The sequence below is a fragment of the Anaeromyxobacter sp. PSR-1 genome (assembly GCF_000964525.1).
In the GTDB taxonomy this organism is placed as follows: domain Bacteria; phylum Myxococcota; class Myxococcia; order Myxococcales; family Anaeromyxobacteraceae; genus Anaeromyxobacter.
The window spans coordinates 1-22,977 of sequence record NZ_BAZG01000056.1; the positions used below are offsets into that span (position 1 = coordinate 1).

Genomic DNA, 22,977 nt, shown 5'->3' on the forward strand with positions numbered 1-22,977 from the left:
CGGTGCCGGTCGGCGTCGAGCCCGCCGGCAACCTGCGCGCGCTCTCGCTCGACTGGGACCGGCTCGCCGCCGAGGCGGCCCGCCTCGCGCCGCTGCTCGAGCGCTGGCCGGACGGGTTCGCCGCGGCGGGGCACGGGCGCGGGGGCGCGACGGAGGCGGTGGCCCCCGAGGGACGGCCGGGGCGCGCCGATCACGCACCGTGAAGTTCTCCCCGCGTCCGACCGGACCCATCGTCCGGGCCGCGCCTGGGTCAACGGGACACCCTTCACGGAGCGTCTGCGGCTGCGTTTCGCACCCCATCAGGGGCGTCGCGGTTCAGCCCACCCGGGTTATCTCAGCCGCCCCGCGTGGGATGAAAATCAGAAATCCACCTGGGGAACGCCTGCTTACGTTGCAGTCCCGTTTGGGGGCTAGAAACCATAGGGGGCGTTATTATCGTCGGGATCGCCAGCAACGGGCGACCAAGCAGGGGCGTGCGAAGGCCTCCCTGGTTCGGCCGGCCGGGTAGCTGCTGGGTGACATGCCCCACAGCGGGCACTTCCGGGGAAGGAATCACGATGGCTCAGATCGATATCGAGATCCTCACGCCGTTCGCCGCCAAGTTCATGGAGGGCACCAGCCTCACGCCGGCCGAGCGGGCCGAGGTGCTCCGGATCGCGCAGGGGTTCGCGTGCAAGGACTCGGCGGCCGCCGCCGGCGTCTCGCCCGAGACGATCCGCGCGCGCCGCAAGCGCATCTACCGCAAGCTCGACGTCCCCGGCTCCGGCGAGCTGCTCGCGAGCCTGCTCTCGCTCTCGCTGAAGATGCTGGCGAAGGGCGAGCGGATCGAGCCGCGCCCGGTGGCCCCGGCCCAGCCGCAGCCGGCCGCCGCGACGACCAGCAGCGCCGTGATGGCGCGCTAGCCGCGGCGCTCCCGACCCGGACGTCTCCCGCGTCTGGCGGGCCGCCACGTGGCGGCCCGCCGGGCGCGTCTCAGGCCGTTCGCAGGGCCGCCCTCCCGGCGCGGCCCTCGCCGCCCCCCCTCACGCCGCTCACCCCGCGAGCCAGCGCGTCACGCGCTCGGCCACCTGCGCCGGCGTGAAGCCGTAGTCCTCGGCGAGCGCCTTCTCCGGCGCGCTCGAGCCGAAGCGCTCGATCCCGAGCACCAGGCCGTCGCGGCCGGCGAGCTGCCACCACTCCGTGCCCCGCGCCGCCTCCACCACCGCCACCCGCTGGCCGGGCGGCACCACCTCGTCGCGCCAGGCCTGCGGCTGCGCGAGGAAGCACTCCAGGCACGGGATCGACGCGAGCCGGCCCACCAGGCCCTGCTTCGCGAGCGCCTCGAGCGCGGCCTGCGCGAGCGGCACCTCCGAGCCGGTGGCCACGAGCGTGAACGTGGCGCCCGCGGGCGCGTCCATCAGGTAGCCGCCGCGGAGGATCGCCTCGGGGTCGAGCGGCACCGAGCGCTTCACCGGCGCGAGCTTCTGGCGGGTGAGGACGAGCGCGGTGGGCCCGCCGCGCCGGTGGAGCGCGTGCGCCCAGGCGGCGGCGGTCTCCTCCGGATCGGCGGGGCGGCAGACGTGCAGGTTCGGGATGGCGCGCAGCGCGGTGAGGTGCTCGACCGGCTGGTGCGTGGGGCCGTCCTCGCCGAGGAAGATCGAGTCGTGCGTCCAGACGTAGATCGCCTGCAGCTTCGAGAGCGCGGCGAGCCGGACCGGCGGGCGCATGTAGTCGGCGAACTGCAGGAACGTGCCGACGAACGGGACGAACAGGCCGTCGTAGGCGAGGCCGTTCGCGATCGCGCCCATGGCGTGCTCGCGGATGCCGAAGTGGACGTTGCGGCCGGCGAAGCTGCCCGGCGCCACCGAGCCCGCGCCCTTGATCTCGGTGAGGTTCGACTCGGCCAGGTCGGCCGAGCCGCCCACCAGGCACGGCACGAGCGGCGCGATCTTCTGGAGGATGGCCTGCGAGACCTTGCGCGTCGCGTCCGGCGCGGGCAGCTCGGCGCGGGCGCGATCCAGGATCCGCTCCGGCACCCAGCGCTCCACGTGGGCGTCGAGCAGCGCCGCCTGCTCCGGGTTCGCGGCGCGCCAGGCCTGCTCGGCCGCGCTCCAGGCCTGCTTCTGCGCGGCCTTCTCGGCGCGGACCTCGGCCCAGTAGGCGCGGACGTCGTCCGGGACGAGGAAGCGCGGCTCGAGCGGCCACCCCAGCGCCTTCTTGGTGGCCTCCAGCTCCGCCTCGCCGAGCGGCGCGCCGTGCACGCTCGACTTACCCGCCTTGCCGGGCGAGCCGTAGCCGATGGTGGTGTGCACGCGGATGAGGCTGGGGCGGCCCAGCTCGGCCTTCGCCGCCTGGATGGCGCGGTCGATGCCGTCGCGGTCGCGGCCGTCCACCGACTGGACGTGCCAGCCGTACGCCTCGAAGCGCTTCGTCACGTCCTCGCCGGAGAACGTGATGCTGGTCTTGCCGTCGATGGTGATGCCGTTGTCGTCGTACAGGTAGACGAGCCGGCCGAGCTTGTGGTGGCCGGCGAAGCTGGCCGCCTCGGCGGACACGCCCTCCATCAGGTCGCCGTCGGACACGATGGCGTACACGAACGCGTCCGCGACCGGGCTCCCGGGCCCGAGCTTCGCGGAGAGCATGGCGTGGCCGAGCGCGAACCCCACGCCGTTCGCGAAGCCCTGGCCGAGCGGGCCGCTCGTGATCTCCACGCCGGGCAGGTAGCCGTACTCCGGGTGGCCGGGCGTGCGCGAGTGGAGCTGGCGGAACTTCTTCAGGTCCTCGAGCGTGCAGTCGAAGCCGGCCAGGTGGAGCAGCGAGTACAGCAGCATCGAGCCGTGGCCGGCGGAGAGCAGGAACCGGTCCCGGCCCAGCCAGCGCGGCTCGGCGGGGTCGAAGCGCAGGTGGCGCGTCCAGAGGACGAAGGCCATGTCCGCGGCGCCCATGGGCATGCCGGGGTGGCCGCTGTTCGCCTGCTGCACGCCGTCGGCGGCGAGCATGCGGATGGTGTTCACGGCCTTCTCGACGAGCTCGGGGCGAGCGTTCGGCACGGGGACTCCTCGCGGGGGTGGGAAGAGGTGCGGAACATCGCCCACCGCACCCGCGAGATCAAGGGGGGCGTCAGCCCCGTCCGCCGCCGCCCCGCCGCCAGTACGTCCCGAGGGCGCGGAGCACCCGGGCGCCCAGCTCGAGCGGGCCCGGCCCGCCGCCCAGCCCCTCCGCCTCGAGCCGCCGCCGCTCGCGCTCGCCCACCTCGCGCGCGAGCGCCTCGCCGAGCGCGCGGCGGGACGTCGCCTCCCCGGCCTCCGCCCGGGCGAGCGCCTCCCGCCGGGCCGCCGCCGCGCGCGCCTCCTCCTCGGCCTGCCGCGCGCGCTCGACCCGGAGCCGCTCGTCGGCGGCGCGCTGCTCCGGCGTGTCGAGCGCGGCCCCGCAGCCCGGGCACTCGACCGCGAGCGCGTGGCTGTCCATGCCGCAGCGCCGGCAGCGCGTGAACGGCAGGCGGTCGCCGCGGTCGAGGAGCTGGAGCGCGGGCTCCGGCTCGGCGCCGAAGCGCTCGAGCTTCGCCCCGGTGACGGGGGCGTCCTCCGGCTCGGCGCCGGGGCGCTGGACGGCGCCGAAGCGGGCGGCGCGATCCGCGGCGCCGGGCGCCGGGTCGGGCGCGGCGCCGCCGTCGCGGGGGCGCTCGAGGTGGAGGAAGCGGCGGAGGCGGGAGGCCATGCGGGCGCGCCCCGGTCAGCCGGCGGCCGGCGCGGAGGCGGGGCGGGTGCGGGTGCGCGCCCACTCGCGCAGGCGCGCGATGTCCTCGCGCATGGTGGTGGAGAGCGGGAGCGACTCGCGCACCGCGCGCTCGACGTGCGCCTGGGCGAGGTCCACGCCCTCGGCGAACGCGTCGTAGAGGCCGGAGACCACCGCCTGCTCGATCTCGGCGCCGCTGAAGCCCTCGCTGGCGGCGGCCAGCGCGTCGAGGTCGAAGCGCGCCGGGTCGCGGCGGCGCCGGCCCAGGTGGATCTGGAAGATCTCGCGGCGCTCGGCCGCGAGCGGCAGGTCGATGAAGAAGATCTCGTCGAAGCGCCCCTTGCGCAGGAGCTCGGGGGGCAGCTGCTCGATGCGGTTCGCCGTCGCCACCACGAACACCGGCGCGGTCTTCTCCTGGAGCCAGGTGAGCAGGGCGCCGAAGACGCGCGCGGTGACGCCGCCGTCGCTCACCCCGGAGGACTGCGTCCCGGAGAGCCCCTTCTCGATCTCGTCCACCCACAGCACCACCGGCGCGACGCTCTCCGCCACGCGGATGGCGCGGCGCAGGTTCTCCTCCGACGAGCCCACCAGCCCGCTGAAGATCCGGCCCATGTCGAGCCGCAGGAGCGGCAGCCGCCACTGCGCCGCGATCGCCTTCGCGGTGAGGCTCTTGCCGCACCCCTGCACGCCGAGGAGCAGCAGGCCCTTCGGCTCGGGGAGCCCGAAGCGGCGCGCCGCCTCGGAGAACGCCGCCCCGCGCCGGCCGAGCCAGGCCTTGAGGCTCGCCATGCCGCCCACGCCCGCCAGCCGCGCGTCGGTGGCGAAGTACTCGAGCAGGCCGCTCTTGCGGATCACCTGCCGCTTCTCCTCGAGCACGAGCGGGACGTCGTCGCGCGAGAGCCGGCCGTCGGTGGCGATGGCCTTCGCGAAGGCGCTCTCCGCCTCGGAGAGCGTGAGCCCGAGCGCGGCCTGGATGAGCTGGTCGGCGTCGTCCTGGTTCAGCTCGACCTGGGCGCGCCCGCTCTGGCGCACCACGCCCACGATCTCCTTCAGCAGCTCGAGCAGGTCGCGGTAGCCGGGCAGCGGCACGTCGAGGACCGAGATCTCCTTCTCGATCTCCGGCGGGATGACGAGCGTGGGCGAGAGCAGGAGCACCGTCGTGTAGGTGGACTTCAGCGCGTGCCCGAGCTCGCGCAGCCCGCGCACCACCGCCGGGTCCGACAGGAACGGGTGGAAGTCCTTCAGCACCACCAGCGCGGGCTCGGCGAGCTTCTCGACGGCCGCGAGCGCCGCGAGCGGATCCTTCGCGTCCTCCGGCACGGGGCCGCGGGTGCCGCCGAGCCGCCGGAAGCCGCGGCCGATGGACCAGCCGAGCAGGGCCTTCCCGTGGCGGTCGGCGAGGCCGTCGAGGATGGCCTCGAGGCGCTGCTCCTCGGAGGTGACGAGGTAGACGAGCGGGTAGCGGGCCCGCACCAGCGTGTCGAGCTCCTGCACGAAGGCGGGCTGGGGGCGCGGCGCGGCGCCGGGGGCGGACATGCGCGCGAGTGTAGCAGCGGGCGCGCGACCGCGGGTCAGGGCGCCTCGAGCCAGGCCAGCGCGGCCGAGCCCGGGCCGAGGTCCACCGCGGCGATGGTGCCGGGCCGCACCTCCAGGCCGCGCCCGGCGGCGAGCGCCACCGCCTCGGCGACCTCGGGGTTGTGCCCGACCAGCGCCGCGCGGTCGCCGGCGGCGCGCGCCAGCGCCAGCAGCTCCGCGCCGCCGCAGGCGCCGGCGGCGAGCCGGGGATCCAGCTCCAGCGGCGCGCCGGTGGCCGCCGCCAGCAGCTCGGCGGTCTCGCGGGCGCGCGCGTACGGGGACGCGACCACGCCGCGGACCGCGAGCCGCGGGCGGAGCCGCGCCGCCAGCGCCGCGAACGCGTCGCGCCCGTCGGGCGTCAGCCGGCGGGCGGCGTCGTCGCCGGCGCTCGCCTCCGCCCTGGCGTGGCGGACGAGGTAGACGCGGATCGGCGGCATGGGGGCTCCTGGGTTCACTCGGAGGCGAGCAGCGCGACCGGGAAGTCCGCGAACAGGTCGGCGAGCGCCGGCGCGTCCCCGCGGTGCACGGTGCCGGTTACCACGTCCACCCACCGGGCCGCGAGCCCGCCGAGGGGGGAGCCGCCCCTTCCCAGCGCGGCGCGCCGCCGCCCTGGTCCTGGAGCCGGAGCACCAGCCGCGGCACCGCGCACGCCACCGCCCGGCCCCCGAGCGTGCGCGCGAACGCGACCACGTGCCCGGCCAGCGGCCCCTCCGCCGCGAGCGGGCGGTGGTCGCCCTCGAGGAGCAGGGCCCGCTCGCGCCGGCGCAGCCGGAGCCCCTCCGCCAGCAGCAGCAGCTTCGCCTCGCCGCCGGCGAGCGCGTCGGGCGCCCCGAGGCGGCGGGCCAGCGCGCGGCGCGCCTCCGGTCCGCGCGCGAGCTCGGCCTGGATGGCCTCGAGCGCGCGCGCCCGGCGCGCCCAGTCCACCGGCCGCCGGTTGTCGGGGTCGACGAGCGAGAGGTCCCAGAGCTCCGTGCCCTGGTAGACGTCGGGGACCCCGGGCGCGGCCAGCTTCAGCGCCACCTGCGCGAGGGACGAGATCCGCCCGGCCCGCGCCGCCCGCTCGGCCAGCGCGCCCAGGTCGCGCAGGAACGCGCGCGAGGCCAGCGCGCCGGCCAGGAAGGCCCGCACGCCGCCCTCGTACTCCTCGTCCGGATGCGTCCAGCTGGTGTGGATCTTCGCCTCGCGGAGCGCCTTCTGCGCGTACGCCTGCATCCGCTCCAGGTAGTCGGCGTGCGCGGGCGTGCCCGGGGTCAGGCCACCGTCCGGGAAGGTGCCGAGGAGCGTCTGGTACAGCAGGTACTCGTCGCGGCGGTCCGGCGCGGTGCGGCCCTCGAGGCGGCGGACGTGGGGGCGGTTCACGCGGCCCCAGCGCGAGACCGCGGCCCGCAGCTCGCCCGGCAGCTCGGACAGCGCCGAGATGCGCGCCCGGACGTCCTCGCTGCGCTTCGTGTCGTGGGTGGAGCTGGCCGAGAGCGAGCCCGGGAAGCGCGCGCGGCGCTCGGCGAGGAGCGCGTGCAGCTCGTCTGGCGAGCTGCCGAAGCGGTCCGGGTCGGCGCCCACCTCGTTCAGCGAGACGAGCCGGACGTAGCAGTAGAACGCGGTGTCCTCCACGGCCTTGGCCGTCACCGGCCCGGTGACCTGCTGCAGCTTCAGGGCGAACTCCAGCCACGCGCAGCGCGCCGCCTCGGGCAGGCCGTCCGGGTAGCGCTGCAGGAGCACGTCGCGGAGGAAGTCGTAGATGGACGGGTCCACCAGCGGGCTGCGCCGCCGGGCGCGGGCGATGGTCGCCTCCACGTAGTCCCGGTCGCGGGCGTCCACCTCGCCGCGGCGCGTGACGTAGGTGCGGTAGACCGGGAACAGCGCCACGTACTCCACCAGCGCCCGGGTGAGCTCGTTCAGCGTGAAGTCGCGGGTGCGCCGGTCGGTCTCGCTGATCCGCGAGAGCCGGTGCGCGAGCATGTTGATCTCGCTCGCCATGGACGACGACATCACCAGCCGCTTCTTCTCCTCCACGGTGCGGCGGTAGTCCTGCCGCCCGCCGGCCACCCGCGCGTAGAGCGCGTCGAACGCCCGCTGCGCGGCGGGGTCCACGAACAGCCCGTTCACCGCCGCCAGGAGCTCGTAGCCGGTGGTGCCGTCCACGTCCCACCCCTGCGGCAGCCGCTCGCCGGCGGCCAGCACCTTCTCGGCGACCACGTAGAGCGGCCGCGCCGGCAGCCGGCCCGCCTCCAGCTCCGCGAAGAGCCGCTCCAGCAGCAGCGCCTCGGCGCCGTTCTCGAGCGCGATCCCCCGCGCGCGCGCCAGGGCGCGGGCGCGCTCGGCGAGGTAGCACGCCTGCAGCCGCCGGAAGTACGCCGCCGGTGCGTAGAGGCCGTCGGGGTGGTCGATGCGCAGGCCGGTGGCGTCGCCGTCGCGCAGCAGCGCCAGCACCCGCCGGTGCGCCTCGGCGAAGACCCGCGGCTCCTCCATGCGCAGCGCCGCGAGCGCGTTCACGTCGAAGAATCGCCGGTAGTTGATCTCCTCGCCCGCCACCCGCCAGAAGGCGAGCCGGTAGGCCTGCGCGTCGAGCAGCCGCTGCAGCAGGTCGAAGCTGCGCGGGTCGCCGGGCGTGCCGTTGAAGGCGGCCACGTCCTCGTCCACGAAGGCCCGCACCGCCGGGCTCGCGTCGCAGAGCGCGGCCAGCCGCCGCTTCGCGACCTCCTTCTCCCGCGCGCGCTCCGCCACCGCCTCGGGCCGGGTCTCGCTGCGCGGCGCCAGCTTGTCGAGCGCGGTGCAGATCGACTCCAGCTCCTGCAGGCTCGGGTCCTCCGGGCCGAGCGCCTCGCGCAGCCGCTCGATGCCGTGGCGCAGGACGAGCGGCACCGAGCGCGGCGCCACCGGGAAGGTGTGGTCGAAGTAGCGGATCGCGAGCGCGCCGCCGTCGCGCGCCAGGCGCAGCTCGCCGCGCTCCAGCACCCGGCCGAACTGGTCGCCCAGCACCGGCACCAGCACCTTGTTCGCGAGCTCGGACTTGAGCGGCGTCCAGTCCACGTCGAACGCGGGGGCGTGCACCGAGGACGGCCCGTTCTCGAGCAGGTCCATCCACCAGGCGTTCCAGGGGCCGATGCCCATGTGGTTGGGCACGTAGTCGAGCAGGATGCCCATCCCGCGCGCGCGGCAGGCCGCGGCGAGCCGCGCGTAGCCCTCCTCGCCGCCCAGCTCGGGGTCGAGGCGCGCGTGGTCCACCACGTCGTAGCCGTGCGTGGAGCCCGGCGCCGAGGCGAGCACCGGCGAGAGGTACACGTCGGACACGCCGAGCGCGTCGAGGTAGGGCACCAGCGCGGCGGCGGCGTCGAAGCCGAAGCCGGGGTGGAGCTGCAGCCGGTAGGTGGACGCCGGCCGCGGCGTCACGCCCTCGCCGCGGGCGAGCGCCTCGGCGAGCGCGCCCAGGAGCTCCTCGACCTTCGCTGCGTTCGCTGCGCCCGCCCCGTTCTCCGCCCCCACCCGCCCCCCTCGCCGCGCCCGCGCGGCCCGCGCCCGCTACCCCGGCGGCGCCCGCCCGGCCCGCACCGCGAGCTCTCGCAGCCGGGTCCGCGCCGCGGCGTCGGCCGCGAGCGCGCCCAGGTCCATCGGGATCCGGAACGTCCAGTTCTCGCCGGTGACGGTGCCCGGCACGTTCACCCGGTCGCGCATGCCGAGCGCGTCCTGGAACGGCACCAGCACGAGGTCGGAGGCGGCGCCGTACACGAGCGCCAGCAGCGCGTCGCGCACGCCGTCGTCCCAGCGCTCCGGGGCCCGGGCGCGGAGCGGCTCCAGCTCCGGCAGCGCGAGCAGCTGCGCGCGCTCCTCCCGCGAGAGCCCCTCGTACCAGTCCGCCACCGACTCGCTGTCGTGCGTGCCGGTGGTCGCGACCGACACCGGCGGCCAGCGCGCCGGATCGCGGAACGCGGTCCCGCCGGCCTCCCAGTTCTTCTCCCAGCGCTGCACCCGGTAGCCGGGGATGCGCAGCCGCTCCAGCGAGGCGCGCACGAAGTCGGGCACGACGCCGAGGTCCTCCGCCACCACCCGCGCGCCCTCGGAGAAGATCCCGAGCACGCGCTCGCCGTTCGCGATCTGCGCGCCCTCCTCGGACGGCACGAACGCCGGCGGGCCGCCGTCGTTGGGGAAGTAGTAGGTCCGGTACAGGCCGACCACGTGGTCCACGCGGTAGAGGTCGAACAGGTCGGCCATCCGGCGCGCGCGCGCGGTGAGCCAGGGGTGGCCCTCCCGCTCCATCACGTCCCAGCGGTAGACCGGCAGCCCCCAGTCCTGCCCGGTGGCGCTGAACGCGTCGGGCGGCACGCCCACGCGCGCGTCGAGCCGGAAGTCGCCGCGGCGGGCCCACACGTCGGCGGAGTCCGGCGCCACCATGAACGGGAGGTCGCCGCCCAGCTCCACCCCGGCGCCGTTCGCGGCCGCGCGGGCGCGGCGCCACTGCTCCTCGGCCTGCCACTGCACCCAGGCCTGGAACAGGATCTCGCGCGCGTGCCAGGCGCGGGCGGTGGCGAGCGCGGCCGGGTCGCGGTCGCGCAGCGGCGCCGGCCAGTCGGTCCAGGCGCGGCCGCCCGCCTCGTCGTGCAGCGCCACGAACAGCGCGTAGTCGTCGAGCCAGCCCGCCTCCTGGCGCGCGAACGCCTCCAGCGCGCGGGCGCGCTCGGTGCGCCGGTTCCACTCGTCGCGCTCGAAGCGCGCGAAGGCGATCTCCAGCGCGCGGCGCTTCAGCCGGCGCACCTCGTCCCAGCGCACCGTCGGGGCGGCCCGGACGGCGGCCAGCCGGGCGCGCTCGTCGGGCGAGAGCGCGTCGAGCCCGCCGGCGGCCTGGAAGTCGGGGAGCGCGGAGGGCGCGAGGTACACCGGGTCGAGCGCGAACGCCGAGAGCGCGCCGTACGGGCTGTTCTGCCCGCGCGAGGCCTCGTTCACCGGCAGGAGCAGCGCCAGCGAGAAGCCCGCGTCGGCGCACCAGCGCGCGAAGGGGACGAGGTCGGGGATCTCGCCCACGCCCCAGTCTGCCTGGGAGCGGAGCGAGAAGAGGGGGAGGAGGACGCCTGCCTGGCGGGCCATGGGTGGAGTAGTGTGGCGGTTCCCCCGCCCTCACAAGTTTTCGACGCGTGGGGGCCGGGGGCAGCGGATATCATCGCAGCGCCCAACCGGCACCGACCTCCCGGGGCACCCGTGTCCAGCCGCGGCCGCTTCGCTCCCTCCCCCACCGGACCCCTGCACCTCGGCAACGCGCGCACCGCGCTCCTGTCGTGGCTCGCCGCGCGCACCGCCGGGGCGGCCTACGTCATGCGGGTGGAGGACCTGGACGGCCCGCGCGTGCGGCCCGGCCTGGAGGCGCGGATCCTGGACGAGCTGCGCTGGCTCGGGCTGGACTGGGACGAGGGGCCGGACGTGGGCGGCCCGCTCGGCCCCTATCGCCAGTCGGAGCGGCTGCCGCGCTACGCCGCCGCGCTGGAGCGGCTCCGCGCCGCGGGGCTCGCCTACCCGTGCTTCTGCTCGCGCGCCGAGATCGCCGCCGCCTCGCAGGCGCCGCACGGCGCCTCGGACGAGGGGCCGCGCTACCCCGGCACCTGCCGCGCGCTCTCCCCCGCAGAGGTGGCCCGGCGCGCGGCGGGCCGGCGGCCGGCCTGGCGCCTGCGCGTGGAGCCGGGGCCGGTCGCCTTCGAGGACGGCGTGCACGGCCCGGTGGCGCACGACGTCGCGGCGGAGGTGGGCGACTTCGTGGTGGCGCGGGCCGACGGCGTGCCGGCCTACCAGCTCGCGGTGGTGGTGGACGACGCGGCCATGGAGGTGGGGGAGGTGGTCCGCGGCGACGACCTCCTGCCGTCCACCGCGCGCCAGCTCCTCCTCTACCGCGCGCTGGGGCTCGCGGCGCCGCGCTTCGCGCACGTGCCGCTCGTGGTCGGGCCCGACGGCGCACGGCTCGCGAAGCGGCACGGCGCGCTCTCGCTGGGCGAGCTCCGGGCGCGCGGCGCGGACCCGCGCGCGGTGGTCGCGCTGCTGGCCGAGCTCTCGGGGCTGGCGGATGGCGACCCACACGCCGCGTGTACCCCGCAGGAGCTGGTCGGCCGCTTCTCGCTGGCGCGGCTGCCGCGGGCACCCGCGGTCCTCTCCCCGGAACGGCTCGCGGCGCTCCTCTCGTGATCGCGTACACTGCGCGGGTGCGCCTGCTCCGCTCGCCCACCGACCCGCGCTGGACCGACGTCGCGCTCGCGGAGCTGGACCGCACGCTGCAGGACCACGCGCACTGCGAGAAGAAGGCGGCGGCGAGCGCGCTCAAGCTGGTGGCCGACCACCCCGAGCGCGCCGGGATGGTGCGGGCGCTCGCGAAGCTCGCGCAGGAGGAGCTGCAGCACTTCCTGGCGGTGCTGGCCGAGCTGGGTCGGCGGGGCACCCCGCTGCCGCCCGACGAGGGCGATCCGTACGCGCAGGCGCTCCTGCGCCAGGTCCGCGGCGGCCCGCGGCCCGAGGACCGGCTGGTGGACCGGCTGCTGGTGGGCGCGCTCATCGAGGCGCGGAGCTGCGAGCGCCTGTGGCTGCTCGCGGGCGCGCTCCCGGACGCGCGGCTGCGTGAGCTGTACGCGCGCCTGGCGCAGTCGGAGGCCGGCCACGAGCGGCTGTTCGTGGACCTGGCGCGCGAGGTGGACCCGGGCGCCGACGCGCGGCTCGAGGCGCTCGCCGAGGAGGAGGCGCGGGTGGTGGCGGCCCTGCCGCTGCTGCCCCGCATCCACTGATGGCGCCCGACGCACCAGCGCCGGCCGCGGCCCCGGGCCCCGGTGACGCGCCGCGACCCGGTCGCAGGGCGCCGTGGGGCGGCGTCGCGGTGGCCGCGGCGGTGCTCGTCCTCGGCGGCGCGCTGCTCCAGCAGCACGAGATCGCGGAGGAGCGCGGCCGCCGGCGCGCCATCCTCGAGCGCGCGGACCTCGCCGCCCGCGCCATCGAGGACGACCTGTCGCGCAGCCTCGCCGCGGCGCACGCGCTCGCCGCGCTGGTGCGCCACACCGACCTCGACCGCTTCGAGCAGGTCGCCGACGACCTGCTCGCCCACTACGGCGGCATCAGCAGCCTGCAGCTCGCCCCGGGCGGCGTGCTCACCCGCATCCACCCGCTCGCCGGGAACGAGGCGGCGCTGGGCCTCGACCTGCTCGCGGATCCCGGGCACCGCGCCTCCGCCGAGCGCACCATCGAGTCGCGCCAGCTCACCGCGGAGGGGCCGTTCGAGCTGCGCCAGGGCGGGCAGGGCGTGGTCGGGCGCATCGCGGTGTTCCGCCCGGCGCCGGGGGGCGGCGAGGCGTTCTGGGGCTTCGTGGCGGTGGCGGTGCGGCTGCCGGACGTGGTGAGCCGGACGCGGGTGGCGGCCCTGTCGGCGGCCGGGCTGGACTGGGCGCTCCGGCGCGACGGCGCGGCGCAGCCGTTCGCGTCCTCGGGCGGCGCGCTCCCGCGCGGCGCGGTCGCGGTCAAGGTCCGCCTGCCGGGCGAGGCGTGGGAGCTCGACGTGGCGCCGCGGGAGGGCTGGGTGCGCTGGGGCGGGCTCGTCATGCCGGCGGCGCTGCTCGTGCTGGTGGCCGGGGCGAGCGGGCTGCTCGCGCACCGGCTCCTGCGGCTGCCCGAGGAGCTCCGGCGCGCGGTGGACGAGCGGACCGCGGCGCTCGCGCTCGCGAACCGGCGGCTGGCGGCGGAGCTGGTGGAGCGGCAGCGCGCCGAGGAGGCGCGGCAGGCGGCGGAGGCGCAGGCGCGGCACGGGCAGAAGATGGAGGCGGTGGGGTTGCTCGCCGGCGGGATCGCGCACGACTTCAACAACCTGCTCACCGGGATCCTCGGCTACGCCGAGCTGCTCGGCGAGCCCGGCACCGCCGCGGACGAGGCGGCCGCCGGGATCCGCCAGGCCGCGCGCCGGGGCGCCGCGCTCACCCGGCAGCTGCTCGGGTTCGCGCGCCGGGGCAAGTACCAGCAGGTGCCGGTGGACCTGCACGCGCTGGTGCGCGAGGTGTCGGCGCTGCTCGAGCGCACGCTCGACAAGCGCATCGCCATCCGGCACCAGCTCGCGGCCGGCACCGCGGTGGTGCGCGGCGACCCCGACCAGCTCCAGCAGGTCGTGCTCAACCTGGCCGTGAACGCGCGGGACGCCATGCCGTCCGGCGGGACGCTGACCTTCGAGACCGCCGAGGTGGAGCTCGACGCCGAGGCGACGCGCGCGCGCCCCGGCCTCGCGCCCGGCCGGCACGTGGCGATCACGGTGGCGGACACCGGCGTCGGCATCCCCGCCGCGGTGCGCGAGCGCGTCTTCGACCCGTTCTTCACCACCAAGCCGGCCGGCCAGGGCACGGGGATGGGCCTCGCCATGGTGTACGGCATCGTCCAGAACCACGGCGGCTGGGTCGGGTTCGAGAGCGAGGAGGGGAAGGGGGCGCGGTTCACCGTGCTCCTGCCCGAGTCGCCGGCGATCGAGCGCGACGACGGTGCCGTGGCGGCGGGCGCGCCGGAGCACGGCGCCGGGCGCGTCCTGGTGGCGGACGACGAGCGCGGCGTGCGGGAGACCACGGCGCGGCTCCTGCGCCGGCTCGGCTACGACGCGCTCCCCGCCGCCTCGCTGGCGGAGGCGCTCGAGGTGCAGGGGCGCGGCGCGCTCGACCTCGCGCTGGTGGACCTCGCCATGCCCGCCGGCGACGGCCCCGAGACGCTGCGGGCCCTGCGGCGCGCCCAGCCCGAGCTCCCCGCCGTGCTCATGACCGGCTACGGGCTCGACGCGCGGGTCCGCGAGGCGCTCCAGGGCGGGTTCCGCGGGATCCTCCACAAGCCGTTCAGCGTCGAGGAGCTCGCCGCCGAGGTGGCGCGCGCCGTCCGCCGCCGCGGCGCCTGACGCGGGGCCCCCGGCGGGCATCCGTGGTGCCGTCCCCGGCGCCCGTTCACGACCCCCCGTCCCGTCCCCACGTCCCCCGACCCAGAGTCGTTCGCCCCCCGACCCAGAGTCGTTTCCGCCGAACCCAGAGTCGTTGGCGGCGACCCCCGAAGCGAGCCTCGCCGGGCGGGCGTCCCGGGAATGGCGCCCGCCGCGCGGCCCACCGTCCGTCGCGCGGCCGCCGATCTGCGGGCATTCCAGCGGGAGCGGCCGCGAAACGAACGTTTCGCACCCGCCCCGCCCCCCATCCCGAAAATTACTCTGGGACGGGGATGGCGGGGACGGGGATGCCTTCGGCGTCGACCACCACCGGCCGCGGGAACCCGGCCTTCTCGAGCTGGGGCACGACCGCCTTCCGGTCGCCCACGAGCACCACCGTGAGGCCGCCGAAGGCGTACGGCCCGGTCTTCGCCTCGGCGACGGCGCGGGCGGGCTCGACGGCGGCGAGCGCCTCGGCCTCGCGCCGGAGCGCGTCGGGGGGGCGGCCCTCCAGGACGGCCGCGGCGAGCGCGTCGGCGAGCCCGGCGGTGGTCTGGATCTCCTCCACCGTCCGGTGCCGGGCCGTCTCGCGCGCCTTGGCCGTCTCGGCCGAGTCCACGCCGGCGGCGGCGAGCCCGTCCAGCTCGCGCCGCAGCTCCACCAGGGCCGCGCCGGTCACCTCGGTCTGCACCGCCGCGCCGGCGGTGAACAGCCCCTGCCCGCCCTCGGTCGCGAACGCGCTCCGCGCGCCGTAGGTGTACCCGTGCTTCTCGCGCAGGTTCTGGTTGAGGCGCGAGGTGAAGCTCCCGCCGAGCACCACGTTCACGAGCTCGCGGAGCGCGCGCGCCGGCTCGGCCGCGGGGGCGACCGGGCGCGCCAGGAGGATGCGGGTCTGCGGGGCGCCGGGCCGGTCCACGAGCAGGATGCGCCCGCCCGGCGCGGCGGTCAGCGCGGCGGGGTTCGCCGCGGGCGCGGGGCCGGCGCCGCGCCAGGCGCCGAGCCGCGGCGCGAGCAGCCGCCGGAGCGCCGCGGGATCGACGTCCCCCGCCACCACCAGCGTGGCGCCGCGCGGGTCGAGCAGCCGCGGCGCGAGCCGGCGCACGTCGTCGAGCGTGACGGTGCGCACCGTGGCGGCCCAGCCGTCCACCGGGCGGCCGCGCGGGTCGTTCCGGCCGAAGATCGCCGCCGCGGCCGCCACCGGCGCCACCTTGCGCGGATCGTCGGGCCGGGCCTCGACGCGCGCCAGCGCCAGCGCCGCCTCGCGCTCGAAGTCGGCGCGCGCCAGGTTCGGGCGCAGCACCGCGTCCGCGAAGAGGTCGAGCGCGGGGGCGAGGTGGGCGGAGAGCCCGCTCACCGACACCTGCAGCGACGCGGGGCGCGCCTCGGCCTCGACGGTCGCGCCGAGCGCGCGGATGGCGTCGGCGTACTCCGCGGCGCTGCGCCCGCCGGCGCCGGAGGTGAGCAGCTCGGCGAGGATGGGCGCGAGCCCGGCCTTCTCGGCCGGGACCGCCGCGGCGCCGCCGGGCAGGAGCAGGTGGGCGGCGAACAGCCCGGTGCCCGGGCGCGGGGCGACGCGCACCTCGAGGCCGTTCGCGAGCCGGAACACCTCCGGTGCGGGCGGGTCGAACGGGCGCGTGGCGAGCGGCGGCGGCGGCGCGTCGGGGATCTCCGCCTTCGCGACGCCGGCGCGGGCGGGGAGGACGCGCAGGTCGAGCCGGCCCTCGCCGAGGCCGCGGGCGGCCTCGCGCAGGCCGCCGGAGGTGGCGGAGGTGACCCGGGCGAGGTCGCGGGCGAAGCCGTCCGGCTCGCCGTAGTAGGAGAGGTACTCGTTCAGCTTGTCGGCGCGGTGCACGAGGTGCTCGCGCTCCTCGCGCCGCCGCCGCTCCGCCTGCGCGCGCACGCGGGCCAGCTCGCGCGCCTCGGGCCCCTTCGCCTGCAGCTCCGCGAGCACCGCCAGCGCCTCGCGCTTCACCCGCTCCAGGTCGGCGCCGGGCGTGGCGGTCACCTCGACGCGGAACAGCGAGCCGAGCCGCCCGGGGTCGAGGTAGGCGGTGACCGACTCGGCGAGCCGCAGGTCCTGCACGAGCCGCCGGTCGAGGCGCGAGGACGGCCCCTCCGCCAGCACGTCGGCGAGGAGCTCCAGCTCCGCCGAGCCGTCGGCGTAGGCGGCCGGCGCGTGCCACACCAGGATGAGCTTCGGCAGCTCCACGCGGTCGGACAGGATCCGGCGGACCTCGCGCTCGAGCCGCGCCGGCGCGGCGCGCGCGGGCGCGGGCGGCGCGCGCAGCGGGACCGCGCCGAACAGCTTCTCGACCAGCGGGCGCACCTCGTCGGGCCGGAAGTCGCCCGCCACCACCAGCGTCGCGTTCGCCGGCACGTACCAGGTCCGGAAGAAGCCCTTCACGTCGTCGAGCGTGGCCGCCTCGAGGTCGGCGTGGCTGCCGATGACGGGGTGGTGGTACGGGTGGCCGTCCGGGTACATGACCTCGGGGATCACCAGCTCGGCCGCGCCGTAGGGGGTGTTCTCGTAGCTCTGCCGCCGCTCGTTGCGCACCACCCCGCGCTGCAGGTCGAGCTTCTCCTGCGTCATCGCGTCGGCGAGCGCCTGCAGCCGGTCCGCGTCCAGCCAGAGCAGCGTGGGGAGGAGCTGCGAGGGCCCGACGCTGTAGTAGTTGGTCCGGTCCGACGAGGTGGAGGCGTTGTTGGAGCCGCCCCCCGACTCCATGATCACGTCGAAGCGGTTCCCGGGGACGCGGTTCGTCCCCATGAACATGAGGTGCTCGAACAGGTGCGCGAACCCGGTGCGCGCGGGCGCCTCGTCCTTCGAGCCCACCTGGAACCAGGTGTCCACCGCCACCTGCGGCAGCCGGTGGTCGGGCGCGAGCACCACCGTCAGCCCGTTCGGGAGCGAGAAGGTGGTGAGCTCGAGCGGCGGCGCGGCGGGGCCGGCGGCGAGGGCGAGGGCGAGGGCGGCGAGCGTGGCGAGCGGCGCGAGCATGCGGGTTCCTCCGGAGCGGGCAGGAAAGCACGCCTGCGGCACGGCGTCACGCAGCGCGAACGGCCGCGCCGGGGTGGTAGAACGGGGCCGTGCGCCAGAAGCTCGCGCTCGTCGCCGCGCTCGCCGTGGGGGTGATCCTCCTCGCCGCGGCGGCGCTGTTCGCGCTCGCCCGGAGCCTCGCGCCGTGAGGGCGGTCCGTCTCCAGGACCTGACCCGGGTCGGCCTCTGGATCGCGCTCTACGTGCTCCTCGCGCTGTACCCGCTGCTCTGGCTCGCCGCGGTGCCGGCGCCGGGCGACGGCCGGTTCCGGCAGGAGCTGGCCGCGGCGCTCGGCTTCCTGGGCCTGTCGATCATGGCGATGCAGTTCCTGCTCACCGCGCGCTTCCAGTGGCTCGCGCCGCCGTTCGGGACCGACGTCGTCTACGCGTTCCACCGCCACGTCACCGCGGTCGCGCTCGCGTTCCTGGTGCTCCACCCGCTCGTGCTGCTCGGGCCGGGGCTGGGCGGGATGGCGGAGTGGCTCCTGCCCTGGCGCGCCACGGGCGCGGTCGGCGCCGGGGTCTGGTCGCTGTACGCGCTGGTCGTGCTCGCGGTGACGTCCTACGGCCGGCGGCGCCTGCGCCTGCCGTACGAGGCCTGGCGCGTGCTGCACGGCCTCGCCGCGACGGCGGCGGTGCTGCTCGGCCTCTGGCACGCGGCCGCGGCGCGGCGGCTCCTCGCCGGCCCGGTCACCCGGGCGATGTGGATCGCCTGGACGCTGGCCTGGGTGGCGCTGCTCCTCCGCGTGCGCGTCGCGAAGCCGCTCGCGCTCCGCGCCCGCCCGTACCGCGTGAGCGAGGTCCGGCCCGAGCGCGGCGACGCGGTGACGCTGGTGCTCGATCCCGACGGCCACGAGGGCTTCCGCTTCCGCGCCGGCCAGTTCGCCTGGCTCACGCTGGGCGCCTCGCCGTTCGCGGCGCGCGAGCACCCGTTCTCGATCTCGGGCAGCTCGCAGCGGGCGCCGCGCGTGGAGCTCACCGTGAAGGCGCTCGGCGACTTCACCCGCCGCGTCCAGGCGACCCTTCCCGGCGCGCGCGCCTGGGTGGACGGGCCCTACGGGACCATGAGCGTGGACGCGTTCCCGGACGCGGACGGGTACCTGTTCGTCGCCGGCGGCATCGGCATCGCGCCGTGCCTCTCGATGCTCCGCACGCTCGCGGACCGCGGCGATCGCCGGCCGCACCAGCTCGTGTTCGGCACCGGCCGCTGGGAGCGGACCCCGTTCCGCGAGGTGCTGGCCGAGCTCGCGACGCGGCTCGACCTCACGGTGGTGCACGTGCTCGAGCACCCGCCGGACGGCTGGACCGGTGAGGTGGGCGTGGTGGGCGAGGACGTGCTGCGCCGGCACCTTCCCCGCGGGCACCGCGGCTGCTTCGTGTGCGGGCCGCCGGCGATGATGGACGCGGTGGAGACGGCGCTGGTGCGGCTCGGCGTCCCGCTCCGCGACATCCACTCCGAGCGGTTCGACCTCGTGTGAGCGTGCCCGGGAACGCGGAGGGCCCGCCGCCCGGTGGACGGCGAGCCCTCGGCGCGGCGCGCGTGGCGCGGCGGCTACTCGACCACCAGGTTGCCGGCGATCATGTCCATGCCGCAGGCGAACCGGTACGTGCCCGCCTGCTTCGGCTTCACGGTCACCGTGACCGCCTGGTCGAGCGGCAGCGGCTGGTTCACGCCGAAGTCCTTCATCACGATCTCGGTGGCGCAGGTGCGCTGCACCTTGCGCGTCACCACGAGCTTCACCGTCTCGCCGGCCTTGGCCTTCACCTCGGCGGGCGTGAAGCCGTCGGACGTCACGGTGATCGGGATCGTCCGGACGCCCTTCTTGACCGAGCCGGCTGCGGCGGTGGCGGCGGCCGGCACCGCCTTCGCGCCGTGCTCGGCGTGCGCCTTGTGGGCCGGGCAGTTCTCGCACCCGCCCTCCTCGCCGGCGGAGGCGAGCGCGGGGGCGGCGACGGCGAGCAGGGCGGCGGGGGCGAGCTTCCACAGGTTCATGCGTGTCTCCTGACAGGGTTCGGATGCGTCACCACAGCATGGGGCGTGCCGGCCGCGAAGTCGCCGAAGTGCCCGGGATCCGCCGCCCGCGGCCGGGCGCGAGGTGCCGCCGTCCGCTACACTGTGACCGGGGCGGTCACGGCCGCGGCGCCCCGCCGCCGCCCAGGGCGCCCGGAAGGCGGCGCAGGCGCCGCCGGTTCGGATCCTGCAGGGCGAGAGACCTCCCGCGATGATGCACGCCACCGGTACCGCCAAGCGGCTCGCCCTCGGGCTCGGGGCGCTCGTCCTCCTGCTCGCCATCGCCTCCGCCGCGGCGATCGTGGGCTCGGCCCGCATCCACCGCGGCATCGCCGAGACCATGCGGCGCGAGGAGGGCGTGCGCCTCTCCCTCGAGCTGGCGAGCGCGGTGCGCGACCAGTACGCCCACCAGGCGCACACCATCATCATCGGCGACGCCAGCCACCTCGGCTTCTACGCCGAGGCGCGCGACACGGTGCTGCGCCTCACCCGCGCGCTGCGCGAGGCGGCCGACCGCCCGGAGGAGCGCTCGCTCGTGGACCGCATCGAGGCGGAGAGCGGCCGGCTGGACCGCATCTTCCGCGATTCGATCGTGCCCGCGGTGCTGCGCGGGGAGCGGCAGAGCGTGCAGGAGGAGCACGGGCGGGCGCAGCTCGTCGTGACGCACATCCAGGACCTCACGCAGGAGCTGGTCTCGCGGTTCGAGGCGCAGATCGCGCAGGCGCGCGCCGGCGCCGACCAGGCCGAGCGGCGCACGCTCGCGGTGCTGGTCGCGATCCTGGTGGCGGCGCCGCTCGTGGCCGCGGCGGTGAGCCTCGCCATCGGGCGGTCCATCGCGGTGCCGGTGGCCCAGCTCCAGGCCGGCGCGGCCCGGATCGCGGAGGGCGACCTCGACACGCGCATCGAGGTGCGCGGCGCGCCGGAGCTGGTGTCGCTGGCGCGGCGCTGGAACGAGATGACCGCGTCGCTGCGCGACCACCAGGAGCAGCTCGTCCGCTCCGAGAAGCTGGCCGGCATCGGCCGGCTCGCCGCCGGCGTGGCCCACGAGATCAACAACCCGCTCGGCGTGATCCTCGGGTACGCGAAGCTCCTGCGGAAGAAGGCGGACGGCACGCTCGCCGAGGACCTGGCCGTGGTCGAGGAGGAGGCGCTCCGCGCCAAGCACATCGTGGACGGCCTGCTCGACCTCTCCCGGCCGCTCCCGCCGCCGTCGGAGCAGGTGGACCTGCGCGCGCTCGCGGAGGACGTGGTGGCGCGGCTGCGCGAGGCGCGGCTGCTGGACGGCGTGTCGGCCGAGGTGGAGGGCGCGGCGAGCGCGCCCGGCCACGCCGAGAAGCTGCGGCAGGTGCTCGTGAACCTGGTGCGGAACGCCGGCGAGGCGGCCGGGCCGGGCGGGCGCGTGGCGGTGCGGCTCCGGGAGCGCGACGGCGTGGCGGAGCTGATCGTGCAGGACTCCGGGCCCGGCGTCCCCGCGGCGGCGCGCGGGAAGATGTTCGAGCCGTTCTTCACCACCAAGCCGGGCGGCACGGGGCTGGGGCTCGCGGTCTCGCGCGCCATCGCCCGCGCCCACGGCGGCGAGCTGGCGGTGGCGGCCGCCGCGGAGGGCGGCGCCTGCTTCGCGCTCACGCTGCCCGTCGCGCCCGCGCCGGCCCGGCGGCGGGCCGCGGGAGGAGCGAAGCCATGACGGGCGGGCCGGTGCGCGTGCTGGTGGCGGACGACAAGGAGAACATGCGCAAGCTGCTCGCGAAGATCCTCGCCGACGGCTACGCGGTGGAGGAGGCCGAGGACGGCGCCCGCGCGCTCTCGCTGGTCGCCACCCGCGCGTACGACGTGGTCGTCACCGACATCCGCATGCCGGGCGCGGACGGGTTCGAGCTGCTCGGCGCGGTGAAGGCGCGCGCGCCCGACACCGAGGTGGTGATGATGACCGGCTACGCCACCATCCCGGACGCGGTGCGGGCCATGCGCATGGGCGCGTTCGACTACCTCGAGAAGCCGTTCGACCCCGACGCGGCGCTGGCGGTGGTGGCGCGCGCCGCCGAGCAGAAGCGGCTCGCCGACGCGGCCCGGCGCGACGACGCCGCTGCCGGCGAGCCGTCGTCGTTCCACAACCTGGTGGGGCGCAGCGCGCGCATGCGCGCCGTGTACGGGCTCCTCGACAAGGCGGCCGGGCTCGACATCACCGTGCTGCTGCTCGGCGAGACCGGCACCGGCAAGGAGCTGGCCGCCCGCGCCATCCACTACCACTCGGCCCGCCGCGAGCGGCGCTTCGTCCCGGTGAACTGCGGGGCGCTGCCCGCCGAGCTGGTCGAGAGCGAGCTGTTCGGGCACGCGCGCGGCGCGTTCACCGGCGCCGCGGCCGCGAAGGCGGGCCTGTTCGAGGAGGCGCAGGGCGGGACGCTGTTCCTCGACGAGGTCGGCGAGCTGCCGCTCCCGGCGCAGGTGAAGCTGAACCGGGCGCTCCAGGAGCGGGAGATCCGGCGGGTGGGGGACACGCAGCCGCTCAAGGTGGACGTGCGCGTCATCGCCGCCACGCACCGCGATCTCCGCGAGGAGGTGCGGGCCGGGCGCTTCCGCGAGGACCTGTTCTACCGGCTGCACGTGTTCCCGGTGACGCTCCCGCCGCTCCGCGAGCGGGCCGAGGACGTGCCGCTCCTCGCGCAGCACTTCCTCGCGAAGCACGCGCGGGCGCTCCGGCGCGAGCTGGCGGGCGGGTTCGAGCCGGAGGCGCTCCGGCGCCTGGCGGGCTACCCGTGGCCGGGCAACGTGCGCGAGCTCGAGAACGCGGTGGAGCGGGCGGTGGCGGTCTCCTCGGGCGACCGGGTCCGGGTGGCCGACCTCCCGGCCGAGGTGGCCGGCGCGGCGCCGGCCGGGCCGGAGCCGGCGGACCTCGCGAAGCTCCCGTACAAGGAGGCGGTGGCGGAGGCGCGCGACCGCACCTCGCGCGAGTACCTCGTGGCGCTGCTGGCCGAGTTCGGCGGGAACGTGACGCGCGCCGCCGAGCGCGCCGGGATGGAGCGCGAGAGCCTCCACCGGCTGCTGCGCCGGTACGGGCTCCGCTCCGACGACTTCAAGTAGGCCCCGCCGCGGGCGCTGCGCGCCGCCCGCGCCGGTGGACGGCGGCGCCGCGGCGCGGCATACCGGGGGCGGAGGTGGCGATGGAGATCCTGCTCTACGTGCTCGGCGCGGCGGCGCTCGTCGCGGGCGTGGCCGGCGTGGTCCTGCCGGTGCTGCCGGGGTCGCTGCTGCTCGTGGCGGGCGCCGTGCTGGTGGCCTGGGCCGGGGACTTCCAGCGCGTGGGCTGGGGCACCGTGGCGGTCGCGGCGGTGCTCTCGGTCGCGATCTGGGCCGTGGACTGGCTCGCGAGCGTGCTCGGCGCGAAGGCGTTCGGCGCGTCGGGCTGGGCCGTGGCGGGCGCGGGCGTGGGGCTGCTGGTGGGCTTCTTCCTCGGGCTGCCCGGGATCGTGCTCGGGCCCGCCGTGGGCGCCGTCGCGTTCGAGTACGCGCGCAACCCCGACGTGAAGCGGGCGCTGAAGGCGGGCGCGGGCGCGTTCCTCGGCTTCGTGCTGGGGAGCGCCGTGAAGGTGGCGCTCGCGTTCGCCGTGGTCGGCACCGTGGCGCTCGCGCTGATCTGGTAGGCGGCGCCGGTCCGGCCCCTACGGCCGCGGCGCACCGAGCCGGCCGGCCCGGGAGGCGTCGGAGGTGCGCGCGCAGGCCGGGCCCGCCGCCGCGGAGGCGTTGCCGG

The 22,977-nt window shown here is 76.9% G+C and carries 16 protein-coding genes and 1 pseudogene; 9 read left to right on the forward strand and 8 right to left on the reverse strand.

Annotation, left to right across the window (positions count from 1 at the left end; translation table 11 throughout):
• Together PSR1_RS10760 and PSR1_RS10765 are read left to right on the forward strand one after the other, a co-directional pair.
• Window positions 1-203 (forward strand): annotated as a pseudogene (locus tag PSR1_RS10760) (iron ABC transporter substrate-binding protein); the annotation flags it as partial.
• Between the two features lie 354 nt (window positions 204-557).
• Window positions 558-902, forward strand: a complete 345-nt coding sequence (locus PSR1_RS10765) for a LuxR C-terminal-related transcriptional regulator (RefSeq protein ID WP_011419347.1) — start codon at window positions 558-560, stop codon at window positions 900-902.
• A gap of 129 nt (window positions 903-1,031) precedes the next feature.
• Here the strand turns inward: PSR1_RS10765 and tkt are convergent, their stop codons facing one another.
• From tkt to PSR1_RS10795, 6 genes are all read right to left on the reverse strand, one after another.
• Window positions 1,032-3,029, reverse strand: a complete 1,998-nt coding sequence (tkt, locus tag PSR1_RS10770; RefSeq protein ID WP_059437579.1) for a transketolase — start codon at window positions 3,027-3,029, stop codon at window positions 1,032-1,034.
• A 70-nt stretch (window positions 3,030-3,099) separates the two neighbouring features.
• A complete protein-coding gene (locus PSR1_RS10775; protein WP_059437580.1) occupies window positions 3,100-3,696 on the reverse strand; it encodes a hypothetical protein in 597 nt (198 codons plus the stop codon).
• A gap of 15 nt (window positions 3,697-3,711) precedes the next feature.
• On the reverse strand, window positions 3,712-5,250 hold the full coding sequence (locus PSR1_RS10780; RefSeq protein ID WP_059437581.1) for an AAA family ATPase: 1,539 nt from the start codon (window positions 5,248-5,250) through the stop codon (window positions 3,712-3,714).
• Between the two features lie 35 nt (window positions 5,251-5,285).
• Window positions 5,286-5,726, reverse strand: a complete 441-nt coding sequence (locus PSR1_RS10785; RefSeq protein ID WP_059437582.1) for a histidine phosphatase family protein — start codon at window positions 5,724-5,726, stop codon at window positions 5,286-5,288.
• 97 nt (window positions 5,727-5,823) lie between these two features.
• Window positions 5,824-8,772 carry a malto-oligosyltrehalose synthase gene (locus PSR1_RS10790; RefSeq protein ID WP_237757914.1) on the reverse strand — a complete coding sequence of 983 codons (2,949 nt, stop codon included), beginning with the start codon at window positions 8,770-8,772 and terminating at the stop codon, window positions 5,824-5,826.
• A gap of 36 nt (window positions 8,773-8,808) precedes the next feature.
• Complete coding sequence (locus PSR1_RS10795; RefSeq protein ID WP_059437583.1) at window positions 8,809-10,368, reverse strand: 4-alpha-glucanotransferase; 1,560 nt, start codon at window positions 10,366-10,368, stop codon at window positions 8,809-8,811.
• A gap of 111 nt (window positions 10,369-10,479) precedes the next feature.
• On the opposite strand from PSR1_RS10795, the gene gluQRS reads away from it, so the two are divergent.
• The 3 genes from gluQRS to PSR1_RS10810 all read left to right on the forward strand — a co-directional run bounded on the left by gluQRS (window position 10,480) and on the right by PSR1_RS10810 (window position 14,167).
• Window positions 10,480-11,451, forward strand: a complete 972-nt coding sequence (gene gluQRS / locus PSR1_RS10800) for a tRNA glutamyl-Q(34) synthetase GluQRS (protein WP_059437584.1) — start codon at window positions 10,480-10,482, stop codon at window positions 11,449-11,451.
• Window positions 11,448-12,041, forward strand: a complete 594-nt coding sequence (locus PSR1_RS10805) for a tRNA-(ms[2]io[6]A)-hydroxylase (RefSeq protein ID WP_059437585.1) — start codon at window positions 11,448-11,450, stop codon at window positions 12,039-12,041. Before gluQRS ends, PSR1_RS10805 begins: the two co-directional genes overlap by 4 nt.
• A 101-nt stretch (window positions 12,042-12,142) precedes the next feature.
• On the forward strand, window positions 12,143-14,167 hold the full coding sequence (locus tag PSR1_RS10810) for an ATP-binding protein (RefSeq protein WP_237757916.1): 2,025 nt from the start codon (window positions 12,143-12,145) through the stop codon (window positions 14,165-14,167).
• A 295-nt stretch (window positions 14,168-14,462) separates the two neighbouring features.
• Here PSR1_RS10810 and PSR1_RS10815 read toward each other — a convergent pair whose 3' ends face one another.
• Window positions 14,463-17,183 carry a pitrilysin family protein gene (locus tag PSR1_RS10815; RefSeq protein WP_059437587.1) on the reverse strand — a complete coding sequence of 907 codons (2,721 nt, stop codon included), beginning with the start codon at window positions 17,181-17,183 and terminating at the stop codon, window positions 14,463-14,465.
• A gap of 184 nt (window positions 17,184-17,367) precedes the next feature.
• On the opposite strand from PSR1_RS10815, the gene PSR1_RS10820 reads away from it, so the two are divergent.
• Window positions 17,368-18,699, forward strand: a complete 1,332-nt coding sequence (locus PSR1_RS10820; protein WP_059437588.1) for a ferric reductase-like transmembrane domain-containing protein — start codon at window positions 17,368-17,370, stop codon at window positions 18,697-18,699.
• Between the two features lie 74 nt (window positions 18,700-18,773).
• Here the strand turns inward: PSR1_RS10820 and PSR1_RS10825 are convergent, their stop codons facing one another.
• Window positions 18,774-19,214 (reverse strand): cupredoxin domain-containing protein, encoded by a 441-nt coding sequence (locus PSR1_RS10825; protein WP_059437589.1) that lies wholly within the window; start codon window positions 19,212-19,214, stop codon window positions 18,774-18,776.
• Window positions 19,215-19,443: 229 nt separating this feature from the next.
• Here PSR1_RS10825 and PSR1_RS10830 point away from each other — a divergent pair, with 229 nt between their 5' ends.
• The 3 genes from PSR1_RS10830 (at window position 19,444) to PSR1_RS10840 (ending at window position 22,870) form a co-directional block, all read left to right on the forward strand.
• Window positions 19,444-20,916, forward strand: a complete 1,473-nt coding sequence (locus PSR1_RS10830) for an ATP-binding protein (RefSeq protein WP_059437590.1) — start codon at window positions 19,444-19,446, stop codon at window positions 20,914-20,916.
• The gene (locus PSR1_RS10835; protein ID WP_059437591.1) at window positions 20,913-22,310 is read left to right on the forward strand and encodes a sigma-54 dependent transcriptional regulator; all 1,398 of its coding nucleotides are present in this window, start codon (window positions 20,913-20,915) and stop codon (window positions 22,308-22,310) included. Before PSR1_RS10830 ends, PSR1_RS10835 begins: the two co-directional genes overlap by 4 nt.
• An 80-nt stretch (window positions 22,311-22,390) precedes the next feature.
• Window positions 22,391-22,870: a DUF456 domain-containing protein gene (locus PSR1_RS10840; protein WP_059437592.1), complete on the forward strand. Its 480-nt coding sequence runs from the start codon at window positions 22,391-22,393 to the stop codon at window positions 22,868-22,870.
• Window positions 22,871-22,977 lie beyond the last annotated feature (107 nt).